This window comes from Vibrio mediterranei, from assembly GCF_900088415.1.
Lineage (GTDB): Bacteria > Pseudomonadota > Gammaproteobacteria > Enterobacterales > Vibrionaceae > Vibrio > Vibrio mediterranei.
In genome coordinates, this window is the sequence record NZ_FLLQ01000018.1 from 1 (window position 1) to 15,763 (window position 15,763).

General features: G+C 44.3%; 15 protein-coding genes, 1 tRNA gene, 2 rRNA genes and 1 riboswitch. Of the genes, 13 read left to right on the top strand and 5 right to left on the bottom strand.

Annotated features, from left to right (window positions below; genetic code table 11):
• The 11 genes from VME0621_RS25360 to thiH all read left to right on the top strand — a co-directional run.
• A 23S ribosomal RNA gene (locus tag VME0621_RS25360) occupies positions 1–88 on the top strand; the annotation flags it as partial.
• 90 nt (positions 89–178) lie between these two features.
• Positions 179–294 (top strand): 5S ribosomal RNA (gene rrf, locus VME0621_RS25365).
• 56 nt (positions 295–350) lie between these two features.
• Positions 351–427 (top strand) — tRNA-Asp (locus VME0621_RS25370).
• Positions 428–660: 233 nt separating this feature from the next.
• Complete coding sequence (locus VME0621_RS25375; protein WP_062463554.1) at positions 661–2,043, top strand: multicopper oxidase family protein; 1,383 nt, start codon at positions 661–663, stop codon at positions 2,041–2,043.
• A 147-nt stretch (positions 2,044–2,190) separates the two neighbouring features.
• Complete coding sequence (gene crcB, locus VME0621_RS25380; protein WP_006074609.1) at positions 2,191–2,574, top strand: fluoride efflux transporter CrcB; 384 nt, start codon at positions 2,191–2,193, stop codon at positions 2,572–2,574.
• A gap of 56 nt (positions 2,575–2,630) precedes the next feature.
• A riboswitch (TPP riboswitch) is annotated at positions 2,631–2,729 on the top strand.
• A gap of 117 nt (positions 2,730–2,846) precedes the next feature.
• Positions 2,847–4,769, top strand: coding sequence for a phosphomethylpyrimidine synthase ThiC (gene thiC, locus VME0621_RS25385; RefSeq protein WP_038224388.1), 1,923 nt, complete (start codon positions 2,847–2,849; stop codon positions 4,767–4,769).
• 15 nt (positions 4,770–4,784) lie between these two features.
• Positions 4,785–6,020 carry a thiamine phosphate synthase gene (locus VME0621_RS25390; protein WP_062463557.1) on the top strand — a complete coding sequence of 412 codons (1,236 nt, stop codon included), beginning with the start codon at positions 4,785–4,787 and terminating at the stop codon, positions 6,018–6,020.
• Positions 6,007–6,801 carry a HesA/MoeB/ThiF family protein gene (locus tag VME0621_RS25395; RefSeq protein WP_062463560.1) on the top strand — a complete coding sequence of 265 codons (795 nt, stop codon included), beginning with the start codon at positions 6,007–6,009 and terminating at the stop codon, positions 6,799–6,801. Before VME0621_RS25390 ends, VME0621_RS25395 begins: the two co-directional genes overlap by 14 nt.
• Positions 6,779–6,982, top strand: a complete 204-nt coding sequence (gene thiS / locus VME0621_RS25400) for a sulfur carrier protein ThiS (protein WP_006074605.1) — start codon at positions 6,779–6,781, stop codon at positions 6,980–6,982. The genes VME0621_RS25395 and thiS overlap by 23 nt, the downstream gene beginning before the upstream one ends.
• 1 nt (position 6,983) lies before the next feature.
• On the top strand, positions 6,984–7,751 hold the full coding sequence (locus tag VME0621_RS25405; protein WP_062463562.1) for a thiazole synthase: 768 nt from the start codon (positions 6,984–6,986) through the stop codon (positions 7,749–7,751).
• A 23-nt stretch (positions 7,752–7,774) separates the two neighbouring features.
• Positions 7,775–8,887 (top strand): 2-iminoacetate synthase ThiH, encoded by a 1,113-nt coding sequence (thiH, locus tag VME0621_RS25410; RefSeq protein WP_006074603.1) that lies wholly within the window; start codon positions 7,775–7,777, stop codon positions 8,885–8,887.
• Between the two features lie 80 nt (positions 8,888–8,967).
• Here thiH and VME0621_RS25415 read toward each other — a convergent pair whose 3' ends face one another.
• On the bottom strand, positions 8,968–10,761 hold the full coding sequence (locus VME0621_RS25415) for an aminopeptidase P family protein (protein WP_062463564.1): 1,794 nt from the start codon (positions 10,759–10,761) through the stop codon (positions 8,968–8,970).
• 145 nt (positions 10,762–10,906) lie between these two features.
• On the bottom strand, positions 10,907–11,848 hold the full coding sequence (locus tag VME0621_RS25420) for a LysR family transcriptional regulator (RefSeq protein WP_062463567.1): 942 nt from the start codon (positions 11,846–11,848) through the stop codon (positions 10,907–10,909).
• Between the two features lie 162 nt (positions 11,849–12,010).
• On the opposite strand from VME0621_RS25420, the gene VME0621_RS25425 reads away from it, so the two are divergent.
• Entirely contained in the window at positions 12,011–13,156 is a 1,146-nt protein-coding gene (locus VME0621_RS25425) for a multidrug effflux MFS transporter (protein WP_062463596.1), read from the top strand.
• Positions 13,157–13,247: 91 nt separating this feature from the next.
• A complete protein-coding gene (tsrA, locus tag VME0621_RS25430) occupies positions 13,248–13,532 on the top strand; it encodes an H-NS-like global regulator TsrA (protein WP_006074597.1) in 285 nt (94 codons plus the stop codon).
• Positions 13,533–13,593: 61 nt separating this feature from the next.
• On the opposite strand, the gene VME0621_RS25435 is transcribed toward tsrA, so the two are convergent.
• The 3 genes from VME0621_RS25435 to bufB are packed head-to-tail and all read right to left on the bottom strand — an operon-like array spanning position 13,594 to position 15,682.
• Positions 13,594–14,046: a DoxX family protein gene (locus VME0621_RS25435; RefSeq protein WP_062463570.1), complete on the bottom strand. Its 453-nt coding sequence runs from the start codon at positions 14,044–14,046 to the stop codon at positions 13,594–13,596.
• A complete protein-coding gene (locus VME0621_RS25440) occupies positions 14,043–14,819 on the bottom strand; it encodes an HvfC/BufC N-terminal domain-containing protein (protein WP_062463573.1) in 777 nt (258 codons plus the stop codon). The genes VME0621_RS25435 and VME0621_RS25440 overlap by 4 nt, the downstream gene beginning before the upstream one ends.
• 2 nt (positions 14,820–14,821) lie before the next feature.
• A complete protein-coding gene (gene bufB / locus VME0621_RS25445) occupies positions 14,822–15,682 on the bottom strand; it encodes an MNIO family bufferin maturase (RefSeq protein WP_062463576.1) in 861 nt (286 codons plus the stop codon).
• Positions 15,683–15,763: the final 81 nt, after the last annotated feature.

Sequence of the window (15,763 nt, forward strand, 5' to 3'; positions counted from 1 at the left end):
TTCGAGACTAGAACGTTGATAGGCAGGGTGTGTAAGCGTTGTGAGGCGTTGAGCTAACCTGTACTAATTGCCCGTGAGGCTTAACCATACAACACCCAAAGGGTTTTGATGGACTCAAAGCAAGAACGAATTGAATGTGTATGAGAACACAATAACGGCTTTCCGAATTAAGAATTTGCTTGGCGACCATAGCGTTGTGGACCCACCTGATTCCATGCCGAACTCAGAAGTGAAACGCAATAGCGCCGATGGTAGTGTGGGGCTTCCCCATGTGAGAGTAGGACATCGCCAGGCTTTGAACAACATCTGTTTAAAGCACGATTAAGATAAGACTTTAAATAGACCACTGCGGAGTGGTAGTTCAGTTGGTTAGAATACCGGCCTGTCACGCCGGGGGTCGCGGGTTCGAGTCCCGTCCACTCCGCCACTTTTTAGAAAACCCGATGCGAAAGCGTCGGGTTTTTTATTATCTAGAGTTTAGTAATTCCCTTTCCTAGTGCTGTTATTATCGACTTAAACGGATTTTTACCTCAAATCGTTACAGTCTGATATTTGTCATAGTTTTCATATAGCCATTCAAGTCTACATTCACATCTATCAATTAAGTTAATTGCAAGTAATTGAGAATCATTATCTAATAGGTCAAAAAGGACTATTAGAATGAATCTATCTCGCCGTACTTTCTTAAAAAGCTCATTATCATTTTCTGCTATTGCTGCTATCCCTGGGTGCTCATTAACAAAAGTCTCTGAGTCACAAGATCTCATCGTTTATGATCTGACGGCGCAACCGACGACTGCAGAACTTGTTCCAGGATATCAAACCGAGGTCTTAGGCTTTAACGGCCAAATTCCTGCGCCCACAATTCGCTGCAAGCAAGGACAGAAGGTAGTCATTCGTTTCACTAACAAGCTAGACGAACCCACGACGATTCACTGGCATGGACTTCGAATACCTATCGAGATGGATGGCGTACCTTTCCTAAGTCAGCCCCCGATAATGCCTAATGAAACCTTTATCTATGAATTTACGCCGCCAGATGCCGGAACCTTTTGGTATCACCCTCATATGAATAGCGTGGTTCAACTCGGCAAGGGATTGGTTGGAGCGCTTATTGTTGAAGAGAGCGAGCCTTTAGAATTCGATCATGATATGGAATTAGTATTAAAAAATTGGCACATAGACAAAAAAGGTAATTGGAAGCAGCTAATGATTCCTCGATATAGCGCTCGTATGGGTACTCCTGGTGAGTGGGGAACAGTTAATGGCACCAATGAACCTAATTACAAAGTTCGTCCTAATGGGCTTATTAGAGCGCGTGTGGTAAATGTTGATAATACCTTAACTTATAAGATCGCTGTAGAAGGCGCGACAGCTTGGGTAATTGCTATCGATGGAAACCCAATAGCCACTCCGTATAAGCTTACTAACCATAAAATGGGCCCAGGTATGCGTCTTGATTTGGCCATAGTTGCCCCTAAGCAAGATGGTTCTACATTCTATGTTCGCCACCTAAAAGGAAACTTTCCATTTCCTCTTTGTGCTTTCTCAGTCAAAGGTGAGAGTGTTGCTAAGGAACAAAAGATACCATCCTTACCATTAAACCCAATTCCAAAGCCTGACCTATCGAATGCCATCACCAAGGACTTTGTCTTCGAGTGGGAAGGGGCTGTTACTCCAGCAAGTAAAGACGGTAAAGCTATACCTAAGTTCTGGTTAATGAACAAAAGAGCTTGGGAAGGCATGAGTAAAGATAAAATTCCAGATCCTATTGCAGAGTTGGAGTTGGGTCGCACTTATATTTTCGATCTCAGAAATGTCACGCAGTATCACCATCCTATTCATCTACACGGTCATACTTTTACAGTGCTTGAGCTGGATGGCCAAGAGGTTGAGCCATTTCATACCGACACTGTGTTACTTGGAAAAAACGGCAGAGCAAAAGTTGCATTTGTTGCAGATAACCCTGGAAGCTGGATGTATCACTGTCATGTTATTGAACATATGAAGACAGGACTAATGGGATACGTCAAAGTGAGTTAAAAGTGACTCCTGTAACGTTTTAAATTTTGACTACAAACGATAGCTATCTGTGTCTTATGAAAACATAATTTTCGCTGACTTCTGTCGAAATCATCAAGTGTTCGTATACTATTAGCTCTATAGGCATTTAATTTTAGGTACTCGATGATGGGTCAGTTTGCAGTTTTAGGTTTTATAGCGATAGGTGGTGCTTTTGGTGCATGCTCACGCTACTTAGTTTCAGAATTATGTATTGTACTTTTTGGTCGAGGGTTCCCTTATGGGACACTTACCGTTAACGTAGTTGGTTCGTTTATTATGGGGTTACTCATAGCAGCTTTTGAGACTGAGGTACTTGCCCCAGAGCCATGGCGTCAAATAATAGGTCTTGGGTTTCTTGGCGCATTAACTACCTTTTCTACGTTTTCCATGGACAATGTACTCTTGATGCAACAGGGAGCATTTCTGAAAATGGGGCTCAATGTTCTACTCAATGTGGTTCTAAGTATCTCGGCATGTTGGATAGGGTTTCAGTTGCTGATCAAAAGTTAAACAAAAAGATACATAGTTTGGTTGAAAAATCGGAACTAATTATTCTATAATCGCTTCAATACTTGTCGGAGTGCCTTAGGGCTGAGACCGTTAATTCGGGATCCGTTGAACCTGATCTGGTTAGTACCAGCGAAGGGAACAGGAGAAATAAAATGGAAACCCTCCCTCTTTTATTTATCAAATAGCGCAAGCTATTGTGGTTGATACCTCTTGTACTCACACATCCGTCAAGCATTTATCTTTTATAACTATATGATATATAAGGAAATGCTATGTCGACACGTAAGCAAAGCAGACTGGAAGCAAAAAACTTCATCGATACGCTATCGGTGACTCCCTATCCAAACTCTCAGAAGACCTATATTCAAGGTAGCCGCAGTGACTTACAAGTCCCTATGCGCGAGATATCGTTGGCCGATAGCCTAATAGGAGGCAGTCAAGATAATCCTATCTATGTTCCCAACGAACCTATTCATGTCTATGACACGTCCGGTGTTTATACCGATCCAAACCACCATATTGACCTCTATTCAGGCCTACCAAAGTTAAGAGAACAATGGATTGATGAACGTTCTGACACGGAAGTATTAGCCGGTGTGAGCTCTGAATTTGCCAAAGAGAGACTTGAGGATGAGACGCTTGATGAGCTTCGCTATGGCCAGCTTCCCCGTATCCGACGAGGTGTAGAGGGTGCATGTGTTACTCAGCTCCATTATGCTAGGAAAGGCATCATTACCCCTGAAATGGAATACATCGCGATACGCGAGAATATGGGACGTCAAAAACTCAATGATGAAATGCTCACCCAGCAGCATCCGGGTCAGCACTTTGGTGCTAACCTACCTAAAGAGATTACGCCAGAATTCGTTCGCAAAGAGGTCGCTGAAGGGCGCGCGATCATTCCTTCCAATATTAACCACCCCGAGTCAGAGCCAATGATCATTGGACGCAATTTCTTGGTGAAGGTTAATGCCAATATCGGTAATTCATCAGTAACTTCATCGATTGAAGAAGAAGTAGAAAAACTTGTTTGGGGCACTCGTTGGGGAGCCGATACGGTAATGGATTTGTCGACGGGCCGTAATATCCACGAAACCAGAGAGTGGATATTAAGAAATAGCCCAGTGCCAATTGGTACGGTTCCTATGTATCAAGCCTTAGAGAAGGTGAATGGGGTTGCTGAAAATCTTACTTGGGAAGTTATGCGTGATACGCTTATCGAGCAAGCAGAGCAGGGCGTAGACTACTTTACTATACATGCTGGCTTACTTCTGAGTCATATTCCGATGACTGCTAAACGTGTTACTGGAATCGTATCTCGCGGCGGATCCATTATTGCTAAGTGGTGTCTTGCCCACCACGAGGAGAGTTTCCTCTATACCAACTTCAAAGAAATCTGTGAGATATGTGCACGCTATGACGTGGCTCTTTCCTTAGGAGATGGCTTACGCCCTGGCTCTATTGCGGATGCCAATGATGAAGCTCAGTTTGCCGAATTACGCACACTTGGGAAACTCACTAAAATTGCTTGGGAACACGATGTACAAGTAATTATTGAAGGTCCAGGCCATGTTCCAATGCATATGATCAAAGAGAATATGGAAGAGCAACTGGAGCATTGTCACGAAGCACCATTCTACACGTTGGGTCCACTCACAACAGATATTGCACCAGGATATGACCACATTACGTCAGGTATTGGTGCGGCTATGATTGGCTGGTACGGGTGCGCTATGCTGTGCTACGTCACTCCAAAAGAACACCTCGGTCTACCAAACAAAGACGATGTAAAAACGGGGCTTATTACCTATAAGCTCGCCGCTCACGCTGCCGACTTAGCTAAAGGGCATCCTGGTGCACAAATTCGAGACAACGCTTTGTCAAAGGCTCGTTTTGAGTTCCGTTGGGAAGACCAGTTTAACTTGTCATTAGACCCTGATACCGCGCGTCAATTTCACGATGAGACTCTCCCTCAGGAGTCCGGAAAAGTCGCTCACTTTTGTTCTATGTGCGGACCTAAATTCTGCTCAATGAAAATATCTCAAGAAGTTAGAGAATACGCCAAAGAGCAGCAAGGGGCTGAGAGCATCGACATCAAATTGATTGATGATCCATTGGAAGGTATGCGTCAAAAATCTAAAGAGTTCAGAGCTACGGGCGCCGAACTTTATCATCCAGCCGTAACTGAAGAGTAAGCGAAGGAGCTTCCGTTGACACTTTTAATCCCATCTAATCATCAAGATCTTATTGAACGCGTTCGTCATGTTCTGTCGTTAGCGCAGAGTGTAGGCTTTGATATCGAAGATATTCAGATATCAGAAGTCAAAGAGTCGGATGTTATTCACATTGATGACTCTGAACGTCGCCAAATCATCAGTTCTGATCTGCTATCAGTGCAAATGAATAATGAGGCGGACTATCGACTTCACTATCACCATGGTTTTGTAGAAAGCGATTTCCCCAAGGTGATACAGTCAATGACGCTTGGAGACGTTTATATTGATGTTCATTCGGAGTTTGAACGAAAGGATATATGGTCTTGTCGTGAAGAGGTGATTAAGGCGTCATCGGGAGCGCTATCGTTAACTGATGCTCAAGAGCACTTTGCTTGGTTTATTGTCTCTATTGTGTTGGATTTTCCTCTTGAAGATGCTGTTATGTTAGCTAGAGCAGGAAGTGTTTCACGTGAAACATGGCCATCAACAAGGGAGCAGTTCTTCACTCCGGTGATAGAAAACTCTCATCTAGCTATTAAAGTGGGATGGGCAGTGAGAGCCTCCACATCCGTATTTCAGACGTTATCTAAAAGCAGTCTTGGGCTGTACCCGGTTGTTGATAACGTAGAGTGGATTGAGCGCTTACTGAAACAAGGTATAAAGACGATTCAATTAAGAATCAAAGACCCTGATTACCCTAATCTTGCTCAGCAGATTCAGAAAGCCATTCAATTGGGTGAGCAGTATGACGCGCAAGTATTTATCAATGACTACTGGCAATTGGCTATTGAGTATGGCGCCTTTGGTGTACACCTAGGTCAAGAAGATATAGAGACTGCAGACCTTACCTTGTTGGCATCCAACAATATCGCGCTTGGTCTTTCTACCCATGGTTATTATGAACTGCTTCGGGTGGTCCAAATTCATCCCAGCTATATCGCATTAGGTCACATTTTTCCGACAACCACTAAAGTCATGCCATCAAGACCTCAGGGGTTGGTACGACTCGCTCTGTATCAGCAATTGATCGACTCTATTCAATATGGAGAGAAGCTTGGTTACCCAACAGTTGCTATTGGCGGTATTGACCTGCAAACCGCTAAACCTGTTTGGGATTGTGGTGTTACCAGCCTAGCGGTAGTGAGAGCGTTAACTTTAGCGGCTGATACTCAGTACGTTATCGATGAGTTCTCACTAATAATGGCAGGAGAGCGCGATGGTCTCCGATAAACAGTTTCAACAATATCTAAGGCAGCTGAGCTTGCCCAATGTCGGTGAAAACGGCCAAGCGGCGATTTGTGAAAGTCATGTACTAATTGTTGGGTGTGGTGGATTAGGTACAGCAGCAAGCATGTATATAGCTGGAGCGGGAGTAGGAAGAATCGTTATCGCTGATGATGATGATATCGAGCTGTCGAACTTACCGAGACAAATTACCTATCGTTCAAATGAGGTTGGGCAATCCAAAGTAAAAACTCTGGCTGATTTTCTCAAGACACAAAACTCAGACATTAATGTTAGGACCATTAAGCGTCGTTTGCACGGTAGCCAATTAGCGCTCGAGGTGTCCTTGGCAGATGTTGTGATTGACTGTACTGACAATATAGAAACTCGGCAGGCAATAAACAAAGCCTGTGTTGAGAATCGCAAAGCTCTAGTGACTGCCGCCGCGATAGGTTGGAGCGGTCAATTGGCGGTATTTCAGTTCTCTAAACTAGCCACACCTTGTTATCACTGCCTCTATCCATTCGAAGAACTTGATAGGGCAATGAAATGTTCTGAGTCGAGTGTAATGGGACCAGTAGTGGGGATGATGGGCGTCTATCAAGCTTTAGAGGCGCTAAAGGTCATTACAGACTTAGGTAACAGCAGTCACCCTGAATTGAAGCTATTTGATGGCTTAACTGGACAGTGGCAGTCTCTTAAGATTTCTCATGATGAGACGTGTTCAGTTTGCCGTGATTCGAAGAAAACAACAGGAATCAAAAATGATCCAATTTACCGTAAATAACGCACCGAAAGAAACCTCTCACGAGCTTAACCTCATTAGCGTACTTAAAGAGCTAGATATTGAAACGCAAGGCTGTGCGGTAGCAGTAGACGATGAAATTATACCAAGAGCCAAATGGTCGGATTTCACAGTCAAATCCAACATGTCCATCAATATTTTCCAAGCTATCGCAGGAGGCTAATATGCTCACTATCGCAGGAAAGACCTTTAACTCACGTTTGTTTACTGGAACGGGAAAGTTCGCCGATAAGTCACTCATGATTGCAGCTATTGCTGAAAGTCAGTCAGAGTTGGCAACCATGGCACTTAAACGTGTTGACCTAAACCAACAAGATGACGACATCCTAAGTCCACTTATTGGTAATAACGTAAACCTATTACCTAATACATCTGGGGCGAAGAACGCAAAAGATGCCGTCTTTGCTGCGCACTTAGCGCGCGAAGCGTTAGGCACAAATTGGGTGAAACTTGAAATTCATCCAGACCCAAAATACTTGCTACCGGATCCTATTGAGACCTTGAAGGCGGCGGAGCAGTTAGTAAAAGACGGATTTGTTGTGCTTCCTTACTGCCACTCAGATCCTACGTTATGCAAGCATCTAGAAGAAGTGGGTTGTGCTGCGGTGATGCCTTTGGGAGCACCCATTGGTAGTAACAAAGGTTTGGTAAGTCGTGATTTCTTAGAAATTATAATCGAGCAGGCTAACGTACCAGTGGTTGTTGATGCCGGAATCGGCGCGCCTTCTCATGCTGCGTTGGCAATGGAAATGGGCGCAGACGCTGTGTTGGTGAATACAGCGATTGCCGCGGCGGCAGATCCAGTTCAAATGGCTCGTGCATTTAAGCTCGCAGTCGAATCTGGGCGTTTGGCCTATGAAAGTGGCCTGGCAGGAACGGTAAACCACGCGGTGGCATCCAGCCCGCTAACCGCTTTTCTTGATTCAATGTGAGTTCGATAGATAAAGGTGAAACGATGAGTTTTGTTGAGGAACACGCTAAGTACAACTGGGACGACGTTCGTCTATCAATATACTCGAAAACAGAAAGAGACGTTCAGCGTGCTTTGAGTAAAACCAAGTTAGATCTTGAAGACTTTAAGGCGTTAATTTCTCCGGCGGCAGAGCCGTACTTAGAGCAATTAGCGCAGCGCTCTTTTGCGCTCACTCGTAAGCGTTTTGGACATACCATGTCGATGTACATTCCATTGTACCTGTCTAATCTCTGTGCCAATGCTTGTACCTATTGCGGTTTCTCAATGGAAAACCGTATCAAACGTAAGACACTCTCTGAAGAGGAAATCAATGCTGAATGCAATGTGATTAAATCTATGGGATTTGACAATATTCTATTGGTAACGGGAGAGCATGAAAACAAAGTAGGGATGAAGTATTTCAAGCAAGTTCTTCCAGCAATCAAAAAGCACTTCAGCTACCTAGCAATGGAAGTTCAACCTTTGGACCAAAATGAGTATGCTGAGCTAAAGCATAGTGGTTTGGATGCGGTTATGGTGTATCAAGAAACCTATAATCGCAGAACCTATGCCGAACATCATTTGCGTGGCAACAAGATGGATTTTGATTATCGGTTAGATACACCTGATAGATTAGCGAAAGCAGGTATCGATAAGATTGGTATTGGCTCGTTGATCGGCTTAGAAGAGTGGCGCACGGACTGCTTTTTTGTAGCAGCGCACTTACAGTACTTAGAAGGCCGTTATTGGAAGTCTCGTTACTCTATCTCTTTTCCAAGACTAAGACCCTGTGAAGGTGCGTTGCAACCAAAATCTGTAATGACAGATAAACAGTTAGTGCAACTAATATGTGCTTATAGATTGTTTAACAATGAAGTTGAGCTTTCTCTGTCTACACGTGAATCTCCAACTTTTCGAGACCATGTTTATCCACTAGGAATCACCAGTATCAGTGCGGCATCAAAAACACAGCCTGGTGGTTACGCTAATGAAGAAGAAGAGCTTGAACAGTTTGCTATTAGTGATGAACGTAGCGCTCGTCTTGTTGCTGAGTCTGTCAAGCAAGTTGGAATGGAACCGGTTTGGAAAGATTGGCACCAATCCTATTCAGGATAAACCGGTATAGTCTATGAAGTGTTTCACGTGAAACAAAAAAAGGAGCTGTTAAACAGCTCCTTTTTAATCTCTCGGGTAAGCTAGCGAACAAGCGGTGCGCAGGCTTGCTCTAACCAATCAAGCGGCTCACCTTCAACAAGTGGCGCTACCTCATCAAACACTTTACGGTGATACGAATCCAGCCAGTTGATTTCTTCATCCGTTAACAATGAGCTAACGATATTTCGCTTATCGATAGGGCAACGAGTCAACGAATCAAAACCAAGCATGCTAGCATCACCTTGTGTCGATTTCTCGATAACCAGTTCCAAATTCTCAATACGGATGCCAAACTCATCAGCGCGATAGTACCCAGGTTCGTTTGACAGTACCATTCCGGCAATGAGTGGAGTGTTATTCACTGCTTTAGCAATGCGTTGTGGTCCTTCATGAACACTTAAGAAATGTCCAACACCATGGCCAGTGCCGTGATCATAGTCAAAACCATTTGCCCACAAATGCTGACGAGCTAAAACATCTAACTGGTGACCACAGGTGCCGTTGGGGAATAGGGCGGATGCAAGAGCAATATGACCTTTAAGCACCAATGTAAACTGGCGCTTCATTTCTTCTGAAGGCGAACCAATAGCGATTGTTCTTGTGATATCGGTAGTACCATCAAGATACTGGCCACCTGAGTCAACCAGATATAGAGTATCTTTAATAATCGCACCAGGGACTTCTTGATTTTCATGGTTGTAGTGACACATCGCGGCATTTCCTGCAGAGGCGGAAATCGTGTCAAAGCTAAGGTCTACGAGTGAGCTATCGAGTTGACGGAATGATTCTAACTTATCGGAGAGAATAGCTTCATCATAGAGATTTCCGCTAGCCACTTCTTTGTCCAACCAAGAGAGGAACTTAACCATCGCAGCACCATCTCGGATGTGACAAGCTTTCATTCCTTCGATTTCTACATCATTTTTAGCCGCTTTTGGCATTAGACAAGGGTCGGCAAGTTGTAACTGTTTCGCTCCGAAAGCCTCAAGCTTTAGTTGGAACCAAGCATTACTGGTTGCTGGGTCCAAGGTGACTTTTTTGCCAGATAGAGCCTCAAGAGCTCGCTCTAAATCGCTAGGGCTACATACTTCAACTCCGTTGCCTACGTGAACGTCGAATGCCGCACGGTCGTCAATTCGTGACTCATCAATGAAGAACTTTGTTGAGCCATCGGAGTAGAGGATGGCATGCGCCAGTAAGACTGGCAGACGAGATACATCAAGCCCACGTACGTTCAGAAGCCAGCAAATCGAATCCAATTCAGTAATGATAGCGGCATCAGCGTCAGAGGCCACTAGTGATTGCCCTAGAGCTGTACGCTTGTCTTGACTACTTTGTCCTACTTTTTCAATAGGCATTAAACGAACTTGGCTTAGCTGAGGTTCTGGACGATCGCTCCAATTAATGTCGATTGGGTTTTGTTCTGTTGCGACCAGTTCGAACTTACTACCCAATTGAACTAAGGCACCTTGATACCAGCTGCCACGGTGCATGCGTGGGTCTATACCAATACGAGAACCGACAGGAAGTGTCTCGGTTACCCATTTAGTTGGTGGTTGCTCAATGAGGTGGCAGTATTCAAAAATACCATCAGGTACTTGTTTTCTTACTTGCACCGTATAACGGCCATCGACAAAAATGGCCGCATTTTCGCGAGTCACAACAGCAGCGCCTGCTGAGCCAGTAAACTGTGTTAGCCAATGTAGACGCTCATTATGAGCGGGTACATACTCGCCCAAGTACTCGTCTTCGTGTGCGACGATAAACGCATCAAGATCGTTTGCTACAAGCCAAGCTTGAACCAGCTCAACTCGGCGAGAAATTTGTTCCTGCATCTGTTATTCCTTCATCATGGCGAAACAAGTCACCTGGTAGTATTTGCCCTATAAGCTAGCGCTTTTGCCGCCCATATACAATCGATTCCGGTGGCTGCGAAATAAGGTTTCAACAATCAAAACCCGACGTCAAACGTTATACGGGTTATCTCAGGTGTAATGTCTTCTGACGGATAATATCAATCAGCCAAGTTAACGCGGGATCGCGATTTCTGTCCTTATGCCAAAAGAGTGTGTACGCCATAGGAGGAAACTCTAAAGGTAAAGGAAGCACGGTAAGCCCCATCTGTTCCGCGACTAGGTGTACGAAGTGTCGAGGTGCGGTAAAAACGAAGTCGGTGTAACTACAAAGTGCTGCGGCATTATTGAAGTCAGGAACGGTGATGGCGATATCGCGCTCTCTGCCCATATCTGAGAGTTTGTAGTCTAATAACCATCGATCACTTCCATCACAACGAACTTGTACATGGCGAAGCGACAAATAGGTTTCCAAATTCCAAGGCTTAGATAGCACAGGGTGGTTTGCGCGGACTAAACACATTTGGTTGTCACGATACACTTCAAGCTCTTGAATATCATCAGGTGGATACATGGTTCGAACTGCATCTCTAATATCAATGTCTTTACCTGTAATCCCTAAATCAAGTTCACCTTTTTGCATTCTCTCAAACGTCAGCTCAGTCCAAGAGTGGGTGCTGATGCTGAGGTTTGGTCCTTGTCCAAAAATAGCTGGTAAGAAGTGCGGCATAATAAGCGGATAAACGCTTTCTACCGCCGCAATATGGAATCGATATTCACTGGTAGTAGGCGAGAACTCGGGTGGTTCAGTTATCGATTGCATGTGAGTCACTAGAACTTCGAGCTTAGGTTTGAGCTGCAATGCCCGTGGTGTAGGCACCAGACCATGTGCATGGCGAGTAAATAATGGGTCGTCGAAAAGCACTCTGAGTTTGGCAAGTGATTTACTAACGGCCGATTGACTTAGGCATAAGCGGTTCGCAGCGCGAGTCACGTTACATTCTTCAAGCAACACATTCAGACACAACAATAAGTTAAGATCAATTCGGCTCAGCTTTTCGAGGTTCATGTTAGGACATTCCTAGTGGGAATAATACTAATGAGTATAAACCATTTCTGTTCATATCATAACAAGACTAAACTCTGCGCAAACAATCTAAAGTTATCTTATCTGTAAGAGGCAAATACCTTGCAAACGGCACCGTCAAAAATCCAAATCGCAGCGTTAGTTATGCTGGTATTCTTTAGCCCACTGGCTATCGATATTTATCTTCCAGCGCTAACACAAATCTCTACGGCTTTCGATGTAGAGCATACGTTAGCGCAAGATACGATTACGTGGTTCCTATTTGCTATGGGTGTAGGACAAGTGTTTGCAGGTCCCCTTGCGGATAAACTTGGACGTCGAACGGTTGCTCTCGGCGGTATAGCTATCTATGGATTGAGTGCTTGCTTGGCGTGGGCGGCTCAATCAATTGATTGGATGCTTGCTGCTAGGTTGCTGCAAGGCTTAGGTGCGTGCGCGACATCTGTGGCAGCCTTTGCAACCGTTCGCGACATGTATGGGCCAGAGAAAAGCGGCAAGGTGATCAGTTATCTTAATGGCGCTATCTGCTTTATTCCTGCGTTAGCACCGATCTTGGGCAGTTACCTGACCCAACAATATGGCTGGCGTGCTAACTTTAGCTTTATGGCCGGCTTCGCGTTGTTTGTTGGTGCGTTAGTGCTATTCAACATGAGGGAGACCAACCCTAAACAAGAAGGACAGCAGTACTTTGCGCTGTCGCGCTACATCGATGTACTGCGAACTCCGACGTTCGTTTTCCATGCGTCGTTATGCTTATTAGCCATGGGTGTTATCTTAGCTTATGTCACCTCAGCCCCAGTGGTTCTGATGGACAAGATGGGACTAACGATGAATGAGTTTACCTACTGGTTTGGTCTGAATGCGGTCTTTAACATTGCGGCATGTATGCTAGCGCCTAAAATTATGGATAAAATCGGTACTCACAAAACACTACAACTAGGTATTACCACACTATTAGTTGCTGGTGGGTTAATGGCGTGGGGTGCACGTTTTGCAACACCTGCATCATTTATGCTTCCTGTGATTATGTCGTCAATTGGCTTCGCGTTGATTCTAGGAGCTTCCGCAGGTAAAGCGTTGGCACCATTTGGAGATAAAGCAGGTACAGCTGCAGCATTGTTGGGGCTGTTTCAAATGAGTGGCTCTGGATTACTCGTGGGGACGATGCAAAGAGCTGGTCTTGATGCGCCGTATATGATCGCAATGCAGATGTGGTTAGTGTTGCCTGCGTTATTTATCCTAAGATCGAAAGTTGGCAAAGGTTGGCATCAAACTGTAAAAATCGGCTAATTAAAAAACGATTTTGTTTTCCAATTAAAGAAACAGGTGTATATTTAGCAATAAACACACCGTATTAATTATTAACTGGATAAACGCAGTAATGTCTTTGACAACTTACGAAATGGCTCGCATTCTCGAGCAGATGGAAGAGTCTCCAGAAAAAATCATGTTTGGTAAATTGCTTAATGAACTAGGCAATCAGAGCGAAGAGCGCATCCGCAGTGCCGCTAAACAAGTACCAATCCATATGTTGCGTGATATCGTGTATCAATTTCAGAGAGTCATTGAGTCTCGCAAAGGTGAACAAGTTCAGTTATTAGCGAAAGAACTTTCTGACCAAGGTATTTCCGCAGAAGAGCTTAAAGAGTTTCTGGCGAATAAATAAATCACATCCTAAAATAACCCCGCTTATCTAAGCGGGGTTATTTTTTCCATTCTTATTAATGCTAATTAAATTTAGAGCGGATAAGTTTATCTGCAGATATTGGTCCTGGTCCCCAAACGACAACGATCAAGATCATTAATCCCCATAATTGATGATCATAAAAGCCTTTTTCCCAAAGTAGCGGGTAAGAAACAACCGCAATGATATTAAACACAAATAATATTGCTGCCATTGGGCGGGTAAACAACCCGAGAACCAAAAAGACAGGTAACACCAATTCTGCTGCTGTTCCCATATAAGCCGCTAGCTCCCAAGGAATAAGGGGAACTTGATACTCATACTCAAACAAGTAGAGAGTACTGTCCCAGGAAGCAATCTTGGTGAGTCCCGAATTAAAAAACACCCATGATACCCAAAGCCGACAAAATACTAATAGTAAGGGAACAAAACCGCGTTGTAGCGCGTCGATAAGGTTGTCATAAGTCGTGAGCCAGTGTGTTACTTTCGTATTCATACCATACTCCTTGGATTGCTTTCGTTGAATAGAGTGAACCCGGCTACAACGTCCCACGTAAGCAAGTTTGGTAGTTCAGATAGTAGAGCGGGATTTATTCGCTTTAATGGATTGCCATGGCTTATCTCGACCCATAGCTGTTGAAGTTGATCATTCAGAATGTGTAGCGTTGGTTGAGCAGAACCTCGTTTAACCATGAGTAGCGTTTCGGCTTGATTAATGTCTAAGTTATCGAATTCGTTGTCTTTTACTGCTTGGAAAAGACTACCGATGGCATAATTCGAGTGGATTAAGTGACTAGAAGGTTTCACATGAAACACTAAGTCTGAATGTTGACTTTCTGGCACGGACGCCAAATTGATGATAGGTTCCAGACCTTCTTTTAAAGTAACGTCTTCTGCTCTTTGCAGTTCGTCTAATGACCATTCAATCGCCATCACATCCAGCAGATATGGCACAGCAAGCGTGATGTTTTCAAGTTGGCTCACAGAGTCAGCAAACCCGGCTCCATAACTCATAACATTACCGGAGCGCGGAGGATGTTGAGTAATATGGTGCTTTGCCATCGAATCAAAACATTCATCGCCAACCAGTTGGCGTGTTATCGGATAGCAAGCTGTTAGTACCTCAGATAAGCTAACAACAAAGTTATTTCGGTAGATCTGGATTCGATCAATCGCGGTAAAATGATCGGATAAAATGTCACAGTCCTCTCCGGTGCTTTGATAGAGGAGTGCTTGACTGAATCGCTGTTGGAGCTCGTTAAGCGTCATTGTTATGCACTCCTTAGAGTTTGAGTAAGGGGAACTTCAAGTAAGATGTCGATGGCTTTATTGGCTTCTTCTAATAGAACTTGCGGAGCAGGGATGTCTAAATCCCATTCGATCAAGGTTGGAACTGGTGTATTAATACGATTCCAGTCTTTATAGAGCTGCCAAACCTCATCGGATACTCGGGCGCTGTGTGTGTCAATCCAAATCTCTCCTTGTTCTAATTGCTTACGAGTAAATCCGGCTAGATGAATTTCGTCGACAGTGGCAGGGTCAATGGCCGCCAAGTACTGATTAGTATCGTACTGATGGTTGAAGCAGGAGACGTGCACATTGTTTAGATCGAGTAATAAACGACAATCTGTTTGCCGCTGTACTTCCGCCAGAAATTCCCACTCGGGAATCGTCGAATGATTGAAACGAAGATAACTAGACGGATTCTCTATTAACAGTGGGCGTTGAATGGCGTCTTGAACCTGCTGCACATTACGACAAAAAAGTTGTAGTGCTTCTTCAGTGTAAGGCAGAGGTAATAGGTCATTGAAATAGTGACCACCATGCTCACTCCAACTTAGATGATCGGAAACAACGAACGGCTGGATTTCACGGATTAATTGTTGGAGTGACAGTAAATGCGATTGGTTGACTTTACTGGTAGAGCCGAGTGACAAGCCAATACCATGACAGCTTATCTCTACCTGTTCTCGAATTGCCAATAACTGCTGATACTCCGTGCTGTTTGTTTGGAAGTAATTCTCACTATGAATCTCTAACCAACCAACTTGATTAGCATTGTGTTCGAAGTAGTCGAGGTGAGGTGTACGTAGACCCACACCGACTAATTGAAATGCCTGACTTCGATCCATTGTGATCTCCCTGATCTGTTGCGTATTGTGAGTAAGCTGTAGAAAAGTGAAAGGGCGCTCGATGACGCCCCTTCGTGTAGC

Coding starts and splice junctions, on each gene's coding strand:
- VME0621_RS25375 (WP_062463554.1), top strand. CDS start 661: ATGAATCTATCTCGCCGTACTTTCTTAAAAAGCTCATTATCATTTTCT.
- crcB (WP_006074609.1), top strand. CDS start 2,191: ATGGGTCAGTTTGCAGTTTTAGGTTTTATAGCGATAGGTGGTGCTTTT.
- thiC (WP_038224388.1), top strand. CDS start 2,847: ATGTCGACACGTAAGCAAAGCAGACTGGAAGCAAAAAACTTCATCGAT.
- VME0621_RS25395 (WP_062463560.1), top strand. CDS start 6,007: ATGGTCTCCGATAAACAGTTTCAACAATATCTAAGGCAGCTGAGCTTG.
- thiS (WP_006074605.1), top strand. CDS start 6,779: ATGATCCAATTTACCGTAAATAACGCACCGAAAGAAACCTCTCACGAG.
- VME0621_RS25405 (WP_062463562.1), top strand. CDS start 6,984: ATGCTCACTATCGCAGGAAAGACCTTTAACTCACGTTTGTTTACTGGA.
- thiH (WP_006074603.1), top strand. CDS start 7,775: ATGAGTTTTGTTGAGGAACACGCTAAGTACAACTGGGACGACGTTCGT.
- VME0621_RS25415 (WP_062463564.1), bottom strand. CDS start 10,761: ATGCAGGAACAAATTTCTCGCCGAGTTGAGCTGGTTCAAGCTTGGCTT.
- VME0621_RS25420 (WP_062463567.1), bottom strand. CDS start 11,848: ATGAACCTCGAAAAGCTGAGCCGAATTGATCTTAACTTATTGTTGTGT.
- VME0621_RS25425 (WP_062463596.1), top strand. CDS start 12,011: ATGCTGGTATTCTTTAGCCCACTGGCTATCGATATTTATCTTCCAGCG.
- tsrA (WP_006074597.1), top strand. CDS start 13,248: ATGTCTTTGACAACTTACGAAATGGCTCGCATTCTCGAGCAGATGGAA.
- VME0621_RS25435 (WP_062463570.1), bottom strand. CDS start 14,046: ATGAATACGAAAGTAACACACTGGCTCACGACTTATGACAACCTTATC.
- VME0621_RS25440 (WP_062463573.1), bottom strand. CDS start 14,819: ATGACGCTTAACGAGCTCCAACAGCGATTCAGTCAAGCACTCCTCTAT.
- bufB (WP_062463576.1), bottom strand. CDS start 15,682: ATGGATCGAAGTCAGGCATTTCAATTAGTCGGTGTGGGTCTACGTACA.